Here is a 12,588-nt window from a genome sequence, read left to right on the forward strand (position 1 = left end):
ATGGACGAGCAGTCCGGGGGCGCCGGGAAGCTGATCGCGGCCGCCATAGCGTTGGTCGTGGCCATTCCCATGGTCATCGCCCTGGCCTTCAGCGGCAGCGGATCGGACTGCGCTGTCCCCACCGCCGCACCCAGCGGGAGCACGCTGGCGCCCGGCTCCAAGGTGTCACCGATGAAAACGGGCACCTACCAGCTCACCTCCCCGTTCGGGCCACGCGCGGGCACCATGCACCAGGGGCAGGACTACGGGTCCACACCCGATCAACCGATCTACGCTGCCGCCGACGGCACGGTCGCCAAAGCTGGTGAAGCAAGCGGGTTCGGGCAATGGATCGTCCTCGATCACAACATCGGCGGCACAGTCTTCTCCACCGTGTACGGGCACATGTTCCCCAACGGTGTGCTGGTCAAGGAAGGTGACACCGTCACCGCCGGTCAGCACATCGCCAATGTCGGCTACAACGGCCAGGTCGACCCGAGCGGCCCAGGCGGAGCGCACCTGCACTTCGAGGTGTGGGACGGCGGCCGATTCGGGGGCTCGGCGATCGACCCGATGCCGTGGCTCGCTGGAGCAGTCGAACCCGGACAACCCGCCCCACCGCCCGGTGGCGGAGGCGGCGATGCCCCGGTAGCGCCGGGGGTGGTGTCGGTGGCCGATTGGGACAAGATCGCCGAACACGAAGCGGGCGGAAACTGGGCCATCAACACCGGCAACGGGTTCTACGGCGGCTTGCAGTTCACCGAGCAAACCTGGAATGGGTTCGGCGGCGGCAAGCACGCACCGACCGCCGACAAGGCCACCAAGGGCCAGCAGATGGAAGTCGCGAACTCTGTTCTCGCCGGCCAAGGCTGGGACGCCTGGCCCACCACCTCCGTGCAGGCAGGTGTGCGCGATAAAAAGCCCGCTCCCGCTGGGACATTCGCCACCGCCGCCGATCCGGCAGCGCCGAAGCAGCTGGCGGCCCCCGCACCCGCCCAGCCACGCGCACCACCGGTCGCCGGTGCCCCCGACACCGCCGGCGGCGACCTCAACAAGCCGATGGACGCGGCCAAGGGCTCCGAGGAGCACTGGCAGACCGACACCATTCGTCTGGCGCGGGCTGTCGCACTGAAGTTCCCGCAGGTACAGACCATCGGCGGCTGGCGACCGGTCGACTCCTATCCCGATCACCCGTCGGGCCGTGCCGCCGACATCATGATCCCCAACTTCGAGAGCGCCGAAGGCAAAGCTCTCGGAGACGCGATCAACACCTACGTCCTGGACAACAAAGATTTCTTCGCCGTCGAGTACACCATCTGGCGCCAGCACTACAACCCCGCCGACGGCGAGGGCAACGAGATGGAGGACCGCGGCAGCCCCACCCAAAACCACTTCGACCACGTCCACGTCACCACCATCGGTCACGGGTTCCCTGCGCCTGGAACTGATTTCGGCAAGGCGCCCGAAGGCGGCAGCACCGCAGGCGGCAGTAGCGACGACTGCAAGCAACCGGAAGACACCCATGGTGGGGAAGACAACCTCGCGGCCGGGACAGTCCCGCCGGAGTTCGAGCCCTGGTACCGCAAAGCCGGCACCTTATGCCGTCCGATCTCGTCGGCGTTCCTCGCCTCCCAAGGGCACCAGGAGTCGGGATTCAACCCCCGCGCGACCTCACCCGACGGTGCGATGGGCCCGGGGCAGTTCATGCCGGGGACCTGGCCGGCCTACGGGAAAGACGACGACGGCAACGGCAGAGTCGACCCGTATGACATCGGTGACGGGGTGATGGCCCAAGGCCGGTACATGTGCGCGATCGCGGCCACCATCGACGGCTGGATCGCGGACGGATCGGTCAGCGATGACACCCCCGGCGGCCGCGAAGCCCTCTACCTCGCGGCCTACAACGCCGGCGAAGGCGCGGTGCAACGCAACCACGGATTCCCCACCGACGGAGCCGATTACATCACCCAGACCCGCCCCTACGCCGACATCATCCTGGCGAACAAACCGACCTACGAAGCTCAACTCGCCGCCGCACCCGTCCCACGTTCGTCGTCGGCTGCCCCGGCTCCGGCCCGATAAAGGAGAACATTCATGCTGCCCATAACCTCCCGCACAGCGGGTTCGATCGCCGCCCTCGCCGTAGCGGTAGCGCTCGGCGGGTGCACCAGTGCCGAACCGATCAGTGAACCGCCTATCTCGGCGAGCGTTAGTCCCGAGCAGATCATCAGCGGTGACCGGGCCATCGTCGAGCTGGCCCAGGACCTCACCGCGACCTTCGGCCCGCTTGAGTTCAGCAGCATGCGCCCGAACGACCCGTACCCCGAACGCCGCCAGGGCCTGGCCCTGGACGTGATGATCCCCGGCTGGGACACCCCCGCCGGTCAGCAACTGGGGGACCAGATCGCAACCTGGGTGAGCGAGCACGCCCAGGACTACCGGGTGCGCTACCTCATCTGGCGCCAGCACTACCGGCCGTTCCCCGTCGACCGGTACCACGGCGCACCGATGCAGGACCGGGGCTCGCCCACCCAGAACCACCTCGACCACCTCGACATCACCGTCCACCCGGCAGGTGACGGCCATGTCTGACCATGACGCCGCCCGCGGGCCAGTAGCTGCCGTCATCGCTGCACTGGCCGCTCTCCTGGTGATCCTCCTGGCCGGGTGCGGCGGCGCCACCGGCCCGGACCAGCCCTCCCCGGGACCGTCAGCCGGACACGATCATGACCACGAGCTGCCCGGTGCGCCGGATGCGCCGGACCCGGCCACCGCCGGACCCGATGTGGTCGCGGCCCAGGCGTTGTCGATGATGTTCACCTGGCAGCCGGTCACCGACCCCAGTTCCGGGGCGGCCCTGCGACGGGCAGCGCCGTGGCTCGGCGGAGATCTCGCGGCCGCCGCGTCCTCGACCCAGACCGCCACACCCGAGCGGCCCGATTCGCGGTGGGCATCGTGGCGACGCAGCGGCGATGTGGTGACCGCGACCGCCGACGTCGACGCCGGACACATCCCCGACACCCCCACCACGGCCGTGCGCCTGGTCACCGTCCGCCAACAAACCCTGCACTCGGGCGGCGACACCACACCCCTGACCCCGATGCGCATCGAAGCCACCCTCTCGCACACCGACACCGGCTGGCGGCTCACCGTATTCACCGTCACCGCCGGATAACCCACCGACCGCAACAGAAGTCACCACACGCATAACCCGATGAAGGAGTGAACGACCATGACACAGACCCAGGACTGGGACACCGCAGAACAAGCCGTCACCGACGGCGCCGAGCAGCTCATCACAGCCAAAGATCATCGCCAGATCCGGGCGTGGGCCGTTGACGCGGGCGTGGCCACGAAGAACCTGTGGCCGAAAGTGAAAACCGAGCTCCGCAAACAACTCGACATCGACTACGACCAAATCCGCGCTGACGCGATCGCCGCCGAAGCCGCCCACATCGAGGCAGCAGCGAAGGATGCACCGGTCATCGAATTGTTCTGCGCCGGTGACGATGAAGTCGCCTCGTATGCAGTCTGCGCGGTCGCTGACGATCACGAATCGTGGTACGGCGAGTTCCACGCCAAAGACGTCATCTACCGAGCAGGGGACGAACTGTCGGCTGAGCGCTCAGCCGCCGACAAAGCGATCTACCTCGCCGGCAAAGCCCGCGAGAAAGCCGGCCTCGACACCGTGCGGCTAATCGTGCATACCAGCCACCACGACCTCACTGCCGAAGACCTCTCCGCCACCGCATCACGGCACCGGGTAGCGGTCAGCATCGAACTGACCGACCAGAACCCGGCGATCGCGCTGTGTCGGGCCCCGGGTTACCGAACCTGGCGCGAAATCCGACTCGACAGCCTCTTCACCCCTGCAACGGCGTCATGACGCCCGCACCGCCAACCAACCCGCGACCTGTTTCGGCTGAAAGGAGCTGCCGCACAGCCAAATAAGGCGTTTCACGCCAATCCAGATTTCGTTAGAACACAACACACAAGGAGACTCATCATGAAGAACACGATGCGCACGAAGATCGCCTCAGTCGTCGTCACCGGCGCAGCCACCGCGGCCGTACTGACCGGGGCGGGAGCGGCCAACGCCGATGATCCGGCCTGGCCCAACTATCGCGTCGGCCCCTACAGCTCCCAGCAGGAGTGCGAGAACGCACCGAGCCCTTTCATCCAGGTCTCACCGTGCTTCTGGGTCCCCACCCCGGTCAACGCTTGGTACTTCTGGGGCGAAACCATCTGACGACCAGAGCCGCTGACACCCCTCGGTGTCAGCGGCCCTGTCCCCTTCCAACAGCAAGGACACCGAATGGTGGGGATTCCCAATGACCCCGTAGCACTGCTCTCCGATGCGCACGCTGCTCTGATCGACGCAGGCAACGAACCTGACAACTCCGTTCGCCGACGCTGCTGCGCACACCATGCCGCCACCCAGGCGGCCGACGTTCTCGTTCGCCCTGAATCAACTGATAGCCAGCGAGTTCAGGCGATGTCCTACCTACAGCAGGCGCTCACCTGGCAATCACGTTCCACCAGTCCCAACTCTCACAACCAAGGAGCACTCCGATGACCGATACACCTCCCGCGCTCGTCCCTCTCCCGGCCCGGCAGGTCTGAGATGCCCACAACGCCGGGAAAGATACGCGATCCGAAAAGTTCCGAAGCGTCGCTGATCTTCGGCGGCCTCGGGTTGTTAGCTGCTGTTGTCATGGTCGGTTGGGCGGCGCTGCAGTTGGCCGGTGGCCAGAGTGTGCCGAGCAATCCGATCACTGCGGCCGGGCAAGTGGCGCGCGGGGAGCTTCTGTGGCCGACCACCGCCACTGTGTTGGCGGTGGGACTGCTCGCGGTGATCACCGTAATCGGTGTCGTCGGCGCTGTGCTGTGGACCCGGCATCGGGGACCACGAGTCCGTGTCGACGCCGCCGCACCACTGTTGGGGCGTGGCCGCGACATCGCCTCGATCACCCGGCCGGCGGTGGCGGCCAAAGCCGCCAGCATCGGGGTGGTGATGCCCGATCCGAGCACCTGCCCACACGCGAGCCCTGGGGTTCCCATCGGCAGCGCCCTGACCGGACGACCCGCGCTGTTCGGATCGTTCGAGGACATGCACCTCGACATCTGGGGGCCTCGCCAGGGCAAGTCCACCTCCCGGGTCATTCCCGCCATCTGCGAAGCCCCGGGAGCGGTCCTGGCGACGGAGAACAAACGCGGCAACCTCGATCACACCCGGCACGTCCGTGAACAGATGGGCCGGAGGGTGTGGGTGTTCGATCCCCAGCGCGTCGCCAACTCCGAACCGGAGTTCTACTGGAATCCCTTGTCCTACGTCACCGACGAAGACAAAGCGCAATCGTTGGCTGAGCAGTTCGCTGACGGCGACGACGGTCAGGCGTCGAAGAAGGACCCGTATTTTGATCCCGAAGGCCAGGACCTCGTCGCGAACCTACTGCTCGCCTCCGCCTTGGCCCGCGAACCGATCACCGCCGTCTACGACCGCCTGACCCGGCGTGACCGATGCGCCGAAGCGGTCAAGATCCTGCGTGAGCACCATTACGACCAGATCGCCGCCACCCTCGAGGCACGGCTCCGGCTGGCCGCCAAACAGCAGGACGGCATCTTCGGTACCGCCCTGAAAATGGTGCACTGCCTGCGCTCTCGGCAGATCGCACCATGGATCACCACCAACCGCGGCGACCTGCGCCCGCACCTGGATCTGCACCAGCTCGTGCGCGGGGGAGAGACCCTGTACTGCCTGTCCCGCGAAGGGGTCGGCTCCGCTGGACCCTTGATCGCGGCATTGACGGTCGCGACGTGTGAGGCAGCCGAAGAGATCGCCACCGCCTCACCAGGTGGGCGGCTCCCGACCCCGATGCTCTGCGCCCTCGACGAAGCGGCCAATGTCGTCCGCTGGCGGCGTCTGCCAGATCTGTACAGCCACTACGGTTCTCGCGGTATCAACATCATGACTGTGCTGCAGAACTGGTCCCAAGGGGTCCGGGTGTGGGGCAAAGAAGGAATGCAGCAACTGATGGGCGCGGCCAACGTGTTCGTCTACGGCGGCAACGTCAAAGAAGACGACTTCCTCGAGCACCTGTCCAAGCTGGTCGGCGACTACGACCGCGACATCGCCACCGTCTCCCGCTCACGGGGCAACGACTCGGTCTCCCGGCATATCTCCCGCGAACGGATCTTCACCGTCTCGGACCTGCAAGCGTGGCCACGCGGGCGAGCTCTGGTGTTCTCCGCCGGCAACCCTGCCACCATCGCCAAAACGGTGCCCTGGATGGTCAAGCCGTACGCCGGACTCATCAAAGAATCTCTGCGCCTGCACTCACCGGAAGTCGGTACAGCCCCTGAACCTGTCCGTCCCAAACACACCGCAACAGCTGCGATCCCACACCACTTCGGAGGTAACGCGCGCCATGACTACTGACTACGAGGACGACGAGTCCTGGCTCGACAACGACGCCGCCGAACCAGCGGCCGCAGCACCTGCTGATGCCCCGACGACACCTCCCGAAGCCGAGGCGCCACCCGAGCTGCGGTTCGCGTCGGTCTACGACTTCGTCGAACAGCACCTCGTCTACATCTATGCCCGCGACGTGAACAAGCCCGGACGGCAGTGGTGCCGGCAATGGTGGGCGCACGCCGAAGCGATGAGTCGCCTCGAATCGCTCTGGCGTGCCTACGAGCAACTACGCCTCGATCCTGGCACCGGCATGGACGTGTGGTGGCTCGATCACGCCGACCGCCAAATGGCGGTCTTGCTTGATACCGAGGGTCCGTTCGACGGTTGCTCGGCGGAGTTCGATCGTCACGACCCGGCCGCCGAAGTTCTCCCCGTCGCACTGATGGAAGAAGACGTACTGCGACAAATCATGGCCGGTCAACTCACAGAGGGGAATTGATGATGGAAGACCACGAGAACGAGGAACGCGAACTCACCACCGGGATGGAAAGAGCGCTCGCCAGCGCGATCGCCACCCTTGCCTCACTCGTCGAAGCCCACCACCGCCGTCGTGCACGCCAATCGCGCGATGGCGAGCAAGCCGACCCCCAACAAGTTGTGAAAGAGCAGGTCGACATCCAGCAAGAAGCGCGATCCGAACTCGCGACGAATCGCGACGACGGCGAGCTGTGGCGCAGTGCCCCCTACGAGATGCTCAACGACCAGGTCCTGCGCGAACACGGTATCGACCCCCGACGGGTAGGGGAGGCCGGCGCCGACAAACAGTGGATCACCCGCGCCCCCGGCAGCGAAGTCCTCGCCGCCTACGACGCCGCAGACCGGTGGGCTGGCCGCTCCGACGTCGCACGGTCACTGCGCGAGAACATCGCCGACGAGCTGGCGTCCTACGGACTGGACCTCAACGAGCTGCTCCATCAGCCGCGAGGCGCAGCCGCCGAACAGCTTGAAACCGCCCGCGCCCAGCACTGGGCCGAACGCGGTTTCGATCCCGAAGGTACCAGCTCCGAACGAGCCGACGCCGACCGCGACGGAGAACATGTCGAACAGCTCCTCGACCAAGCCAACGGCGGCGACCAGACCTTCCGCGAAAGCGACGACCGGTCTGCCGACCTCAACTCGCACGGCGACGCGATAGCTCAGACCGCACCAGAGACGGTCGGCGCAAACCGATCGGATCTCGCCGCCGAACACAGTGGTTCCAGAGCTGGCAGAGCCGCCGCCGTGGCCGCCACCGATCACCCCACCCGCCCGCGCGATGCGGTCGCCACCGCCAACAAGAAACGACCGAAAGTCAAACCCTCACGCTCACAACCAAACCCCGAACGTGGCCTCGGGCGCTAACGTGATGTACCAGGACGGGGACTGTACTGCCGACGGAGACGTCCGGCAGTCAGTCATCGTCCACATCGCCTTCCCTGTGGATATCACTGCTGAGCAGTGCGAACGTGCTGTGCGTGCGCAATTACCCGATGTGGCGGTCGAGATCCTGGGCAGCGGTACGCCGGGCGATGGCTATTTGTTGCTGACTCCCGGCGCGGGCAGTGACTCGCGCGTCGCGCATGCCGCGGCCGAGCAGATGGTCGCCGCACCCCATCATTGCGGGCTTATCGAAGCGACTCATACGTGGCAGCCCGACTAGTCCCGCGACGGCTCGAACCGAGGATCAGTGCAGGAGACCAAGTAGCACCGTGTGCAGTGACCCGATCTCCTTCATACTCACCAATGAAGTGGCGTAGGTCGTGTCCGTGCCGGTTCGGCGCAGCGTATCCACCCAGTGGTTCTCTGTGACTACGACATCGCAGTACGGGACTGCGACCCCCAGGGCCGTAAAGTCATGGAGGTCGTTCTCTTTCCACTTCGTTTGACGTTGAACATGTTGGCGGAACATCATCTTCTGTACGACATGCCTGCTCGGTAAAAGTTCAAGAGCCCTGCGCGGATGGGTTATGCACCAATCCATTACAGAGTCTGGCGACACTCCGTATCTCAGCGCACTCGCCATGATTTCGTCCTTTATCTCAAGCAGCACGTAACTAACCAGTACGTCGTCCAGTTGCGTGTTGTCGATGCCCAGGCCCGCTATCTTCGCTGCTACGTCGGTCTGACCGTCTGAGAATCTTCGGTCGATCTCTCGCAGGTGTTCAGCGAACGCCGCGAGATCGCCCTCCACGTACCCCTGCGGTCCGGCGAGTAGAAGAAGTTGGTCGGCGACGCCGCGATGGGCATTCAAAAGCTCGGCGAGCCGGGCACTTTCCGTGAGATGTGTTGCGTCAACCTCCGCCGGTATCGCCAACTTCTCAAGAGCCTGCGGACCCAGAAGGTCAAACAGCCCGCGACCGAAAACGTTCACTCGTGGCTCCTGCTCGTTGAGCATCATCGCCACCAGGTGATCAACCTCTTGGGGAACGATCACCTTTGGGTGGACGATGGTCTCGAACTTCGAGAGTTCGGCCATTGTTTCGACTATGTCGAGTCGGCTGTCCCAGCCCCGTTTCTGCGTTTCGTATAGGTGCGTCAGCGACAAGACAAACGAGACGTCGCCTCTCCGTGCTGCTTCTCGGACGAAGTCGAAAACGTCTCGAGATCCCCGGGGCGCGTCGGGGCGCCCTAGTTTCGCTTTCGCGAGCGCTATCCACGCATTTTGGTCGAGATACACCCGTTGCATCACGTCACCTTCAGAAGTGGTCAGAGCGATCGGCCGGCACCTTTAGATGATGCTACGGGCGAGGAAACTTAGATCACGATGCGCTGCCATACTGCAGTGGCGCTGCTGTAGCGAAAGGTGATTGCCCCAGCGATGACCCAGAGCGAGTCGATCTCGTCTGGTAGTTCTAGGCGGGCGTCAGGAATATAGCTGTCACCGTGTTCCTCGGCCGCATCGACTTCCGCCACCGTCCTACGGTCGAGAACGATTACGGCGTGATGCTCCCCGGGCTCATCACGGAGTGAGTCGCGCAGGTTTGTGCCTCTGCGGCTTAGCCAGCGGTTCAGCAACCCCACTAGGGAGTTGGGGTCCGGTGACCGCACGTATCCGATCGCGCTCGCCGCCCCCATCACTCCTGGCCCGAATTCGCCAATCGGTTCTCCCGCCGAGCATGTTCCGTTTCGCACGAGGGTCGCGACCGCAGCGCATGCTGCCCGCACAGCCGGGTCTCTACTGAACCACTGTGCGGTGCGATAGTCCTGAATCCCGGCGGCTTCGAGTACCAACAGATGCGGACGCAGCTGTTTCGCCAGCTTCTTTAGGTACGGCTGGTCAGGTGCCGCGCCCCAATGCCGATCAAGCTCCTCCTCCGCATTGCGCGCGACGATAATGATCATCCACAACTTAGTGAGTCCCGGGACAGCTGTGTGCAGACGCTCTGCCTCTCTGTCGGCCGCCCGCGAAAGAGACTTATAGTCCTCGCTCGTCAACTCTTTGACTTCGACAGCCATAGCTGGCCGCACGCATCGAAAGTCCGGTGAGGCCTGACCACCGGCTCCGGGATCGACCCGACCAAGCGGCACGCCCAAAACGGTCTCCAGCACAAGCCGCGCGCGCTTCTCAGTAGCATTCTCGCCGCTCATCGTTTAGCGTCCGAGATCGTCGTCGCGGGAGGAGGGCTGGCCCGGGGCGGACCGAACTGTGGTTGCATTCCGGCCCGGTCCGGGTGCTCCTGCCCGCTGTGGCGCTGTCGTCCTGGCGATACGCAGTCCATCGCCACGAGCGCTGTCAGCGATCGTTTCGTAGCGGCCCGAGGCCGCTACAGTGGCCGCACGTAGCTCCTGAGCCCGCCTCCCTTGTCCTTGTGTCTCTAATGCATCACTAATAGCTCGGGCGGTGGCTGCGAGTTGCGCAAACATAGCCATCCACGCATAGCGCGGATCGTCGTGGCTCGCGGCCAGGATCATCGCGGCAGATCGCCGCATCATGCTCGCGGCGTGCTTGCCGTCAGCATGTCGTGGCCGGCGTTCTCCGCTGGATGTGGCGAGCGCGTCGGCCATCCGAGATAGTTCAGCTGGCCGGTTGCCTTCGGCGGTGATGGCCCACGCCGACATGACGCCTGCGGTCTCGCGGGCAGCGCGTGTCCAGGCGCGGTCCGATCCGCCAGTGTCGTTGAGGCCGTTCACTCGGTCACGCCACTCGCGTGCGGTGCGGTGCGCGTCGAAGTACTCCGACCCGGCCGTAGTCGAGGTACTCGCTCCGACACGTTCAGCGTCTTGGGCGCGCCCGGCTGCGCGCTGCCACGCGTGGCCCGCCATTTGCTCCTGCACGCCCGTGCGCGGCCATCTCTTTCGCAGAGCTGTCAGCGAGAGCGTGTTGTCGAGTTTCCCGCCGCCGTGCCACATCGGCTTGCCGTCAGCAGCGGCATAAACGCTGGGACGTAGGGCAACTGAGTAGCCGACAACCTTGTCGGTGCTGCCGGCGGCGAACCGAGGGCGGATCAGTAGATCTGGATGGGTGTAGGCGGCGCTGACGAACGCATCTTCGGTCGGTGACGCAGTTGCGACTTTTGCGACCGCTGCGCGCAGCCGTTCCTTGGCTTGTGCGGCGTTGAGTCGACGCGGTGGGGAAGCTGCACGCTTATCCGTTCCGGCCGCCGGGGACGAGGCGGGGGAGCGGTGGGGGTCGATCTGCTCTCGGTGATTGTGCGCCCAGGCGCTCACTGCGTCGGCGCGTGCGCCGTCATCGGGCGCTGCCCAGTGTTCGCGAAGGCGAGGCAGTGTCAGGTCGACACCCAGTTTGCCGCCACCGTGCCAGACCGGTCGACCGTCGCGGGTGGCATAGTTGTCAGTCGGGAGTGCGACTGAGTAACCGACAACATCCGTCTTCGACCCTGCGGCATAGCGCGGTCGGACCAGGAGCCCGTTCGCTCGTGCCATGCGCACGAACTCCGCTTCAGAATCGGCGGCCGCGGCGACGCCACGGACGCGGCGGGCCAGTGTTTGTTTCGCTGGTTCTGCCCGGCCGGTGCGGTCGGCAATGTTCTGTTGTGCGGGTGAAGTCCCTTTGCTTGGGTAGCTTTTTGCGCGGCCAGCAGTGATCCGCAGGCCGTGTTCCTCCTCGAGTGCGACACACACATTCTGGGCGCGCCATTTGTCTCCGCGCGGCCGGTCTTCGCCCGGTTCGGGGAACCACAGCTTGACCACACTGCCGTCGTCGCGCACACGCGACGCGGCAATGTGGATGTGATCGCCGCCGGCCTTGGTCAGTCCGTGGCGGACGGCTACCCACCGGGCCGGTGCATCGCCGTCGCTGTCGAATCCCATCCGCGCCATGAACTGCTCGGAGATCTTCTGCCACTGCGCGTCCGACAACCCCTGCTCGCTGGCTCCTTCGCCTGTGAGTGCCTCGGTTTCTTCGGGGGAGAGCGACAGCGAGCAGTGCCACACGTTTTCGTCTTTAGTGGCCTCGGCGATCGCTGCCGAGCCGCGCAGACCGCGCTCTTGTGCGGCGGCAAGTGCGCCTTTGTCGCGACGGCTCACTTCGGTTCCGAACACCAGGCGTGCCGCGTCGAGTTCGCCGGCCAACTCCAGCGCGGTGTCGTGGCTTAGCTCCACACCTGCGCCGCCGACCAAACTCAGCGACGGGGTACTGGCGGCCACGATGTGGGGGTTAGCGTGCTCGTTCGCCCGCCCTGGGCCGGCGAGGTACATGACGAGGCCGGTCATCTTCGCGCCGGTCTCGATGTTCGGAATCATCCGCGCTGGCCCTCGAACCCGAACGTTTCACCGAAAGCATCGAACACCCGTCGGTGCGCACGCATCACAGCGTCGACCGCCGCCCCGAAATCCTCAGGGATCTGCTCGTCACTATTGGCCTGGCGGGCGATCTGGTTCATGTTGTTGCCGATCGCAGCGATGAGGTTGCGTAGCTCGCACGCCTGCTCCCACGCCTGCTTCCGTTCGATGTAATCCACACGCGGAGCGTTGTTCTGACCGAGCGCCGAGGTCACCATTAACCGCTGCGACGACATGTTCATCAGCTTGCCGCGAGCCCGCAGCAACTCTTTCTCTTCCGCGGTGACCTTCACTTCGATCTTCTCGTCGCGCCCACCAGGAACGTTGGCCCGCCGACGCCGGATTATCGACCGGGACGGACGCGATGCTTGCTCCTCATCAGCCGCTTCGTCGGCCATCGCGATCCCTCCCTT

13 protein-coding genes are annotated in these 12,588 nt (G+C 65.1%); 9 read left to right on the top strand and 4 right to left on the bottom strand.

The window, feature by feature from the left end:
• From J3S28_RS26430 to J3S28_RS26470, 9 genes are all read left to right on the top strand, one after another.
• Complete coding sequence (locus tag J3S28_RS26430) at window positions 1–2,061, top strand: transglycosylase family protein (RefSeq protein WP_207843999.1); 2,061 nt, start codon at window positions 1–3, stop codon at window positions 2,059–2,061.
• 12 nt (window positions 2,062–2,073) lie between these two features.
• Complete coding sequence (locus tag J3S28_RS26435) at window positions 2,074–2,571, top strand: VldE C-terminal domain-containing protein (protein ID WP_207844001.1); 498 nt, start codon at window positions 2,074–2,076, stop codon at window positions 2,569–2,571.
• Window positions 2,564–3,154: a hypothetical protein gene (locus tag J3S28_RS26440; protein ID WP_207844004.1), complete on the top strand. Its 591-nt coding sequence runs from the start codon at window positions 2,564–2,566 to the stop codon at window positions 3,152–3,154. Before J3S28_RS26435 ends, J3S28_RS26440 begins: the two co-directional genes overlap by 8 nt.
• A gap of 57 nt (window positions 3,155–3,211) precedes the next feature.
• The gene (locus tag J3S28_RS26445; RefSeq protein WP_207844006.1) at window positions 3,212–3,865 is read left to right on the top strand and encodes a hypothetical protein; all 654 of its coding nucleotides are present in this window, start codon (window positions 3,212–3,214) and stop codon (window positions 3,863–3,865) included.
• Window positions 3,866–3,985: 120 nt separating this feature from the next.
• The gene (locus tag J3S28_RS26450) at window positions 3,986–4,228 is read left to right on the top strand and encodes a hypothetical protein (protein ID WP_207844008.1); all 243 of its coding nucleotides are present in this window, start codon (window positions 3,986–3,988) and stop codon (window positions 4,226–4,228) included.
• Window positions 4,229–4,603: 375 nt separating this feature from the next.
• The gene (locus tag J3S28_RS26455; protein ID WP_207844009.1) at window positions 4,604–6,418 is read left to right on the top strand and encodes a type IV secretory system conjugative DNA transfer family protein; all 1,815 of its coding nucleotides are present in this window, start codon (window positions 4,604–4,606) and stop codon (window positions 6,416–6,418) included.
• Window positions 6,408–6,893: a DUF4913 domain-containing protein gene (locus J3S28_RS26460; protein WP_207844011.1), complete on the top strand. Its 486-nt coding sequence runs from the start codon at window positions 6,408–6,410 to the stop codon at window positions 6,891–6,893. The genes J3S28_RS26455 and J3S28_RS26460 overlap by 11 nt, the downstream gene beginning before the upstream one ends.
• Entirely contained in the window at window positions 6,893–7,795 is a 903-nt protein-coding gene (locus J3S28_RS26465; protein ID WP_207844013.1) for a hypothetical protein, read from the top strand. The genes J3S28_RS26460 and J3S28_RS26465 overlap by 1 nt, the downstream gene beginning before the upstream one ends.
• 1 nt (window position 7,796) lies before the next feature.
• Window positions 7,797–8,093, top strand: coding sequence for a hypothetical protein (locus tag J3S28_RS26470; protein ID WP_207844015.1), 297 nt, complete (start codon window positions 7,797–7,799; stop codon window positions 8,091–8,093).
• Between the two features lie 24 nt (window positions 8,094–8,117).
• Here J3S28_RS26470 and J3S28_RS26475 read toward each other — a convergent pair whose 3' ends face one another.
• From J3S28_RS26475 to J3S28_RS26490, 4 genes are all read right to left on the bottom strand, one after another.
• On the bottom strand, window positions 8,118–9,119 hold the full coding sequence (locus J3S28_RS26475; protein WP_207844017.1) for a hypothetical protein: 1,002 nt from the start codon (window positions 9,117–9,119) through the stop codon (window positions 8,118–8,120).
• Between the two features lie 68 nt (window positions 9,120–9,187).
• On the bottom strand, window positions 9,188–10,021 hold the full coding sequence (locus J3S28_RS26480; protein ID WP_207844019.1) for a hypothetical protein: 834 nt from the start codon (window positions 10,019–10,021) through the stop codon (window positions 9,188–9,190).
• A 3-nt stretch (window positions 10,022–10,024) separates the two neighbouring features.
• On the bottom strand, window positions 10,025–12,136 hold the full coding sequence (locus J3S28_RS26485; protein ID WP_207844021.1) for a relaxase/mobilization nuclease domain-containing protein: 2,112 nt from the start codon (window positions 12,134–12,136) through the stop codon (window positions 10,025–10,027).
• Window positions 12,133–12,573 (bottom strand): plasmid mobilization protein, encoded by a 441-nt coding sequence (locus tag J3S28_RS26490; protein WP_207844023.1) that lies wholly within the window; start codon window positions 12,571–12,573, stop codon window positions 12,133–12,135. The genes J3S28_RS26485 and J3S28_RS26490 overlap by 4 nt, the downstream gene beginning before the upstream one ends.
• Between the last annotated feature and the right edge of the window lie 15 nt (window positions 12,574–12,588).

The organism is Williamsia soli, assembly GCF_017377795.1.
Classification (GTDB): Bacteria; Actinomycetota; Actinomycetes; order Mycobacteriales; family Mycobacteriaceae; genus Williamsia; species Williamsia soli.

Bases quoted from the DNA above. Each gene is read 5' to 3' on its own strand.
- J3S28_RS26490 (WP_207844023.1), bottom strand. From the start codon at position 12,573: ATGGCCGACGAAGCGGCTGATGAGGAGCAAGCATCGCGTCCGTCCCGG.
- J3S28_RS26475 (WP_207844017.1), bottom strand. From the start codon at position 9,119: ATGCAACGGGTGTATCTCGACCAAAATGCGTGGATAGCGCTCGCGAAA.
- J3S28_RS26455 (WP_207844009.1), top strand. From the start codon at position 4,604: ATGCCCACAACGCCGGGAAAGATACGCGATCCGAAAAGTTCCGAAGCG.
- J3S28_RS26485 (WP_207844021.1), bottom strand. From the start codon at position 12,136: ATGATTCCGAACATCGAGACCGGCGCGAAGATGACCGGCCTCGTCATG.
- J3S28_RS26465 (WP_207844013.1), top strand. From the start codon at position 6,893: ATGATGGAAGACCACGAGAACGAGGAACGCGAACTCACCACCGGGATG.
- J3S28_RS26440 (WP_207844004.1), top strand. From the start codon at position 2,564: ATGTCTGACCATGACGCCGCCCGCGGGCCAGTAGCTGCCGTCATCGCT.
- J3S28_RS26460 (WP_207844011.1), top strand. From the start codon at position 6,408: ATGACTACTGACTACGAGGACGACGAGTCCTGGCTCGACAACGACGCC.
- J3S28_RS26480 (WP_207844019.1), bottom strand. From the start codon at position 10,021: ATGAGCGGCGAGAATGCTACTGAGAAGCGCGCGCGGCTTGTGCTGGAG.
- J3S28_RS26445 (WP_207844006.1), top strand. From the start codon at position 3,212: ATGACACAGACCCAGGACTGGGACACCGCAGAACAAGCCGTCACCGAC.
- J3S28_RS26450 (WP_207844008.1), top strand. From the start codon at position 3,986: ATGAAGAACACGATGCGCACGAAGATCGCCTCAGTCGTCGTCACCGGC.
- J3S28_RS26435 (WP_207844001.1), top strand. From the start codon at position 2,074: ATGCTGCCCATAACCTCCCGCACAGCGGGTTCGATCGCCGCCCTCGCC.
- J3S28_RS26430 (WP_207843999.1), top strand. From the start codon at position 1: ATGGACGAGCAGTCCGGGGGCGCCGGGAAGCTGATCGCGGCCGCCATA.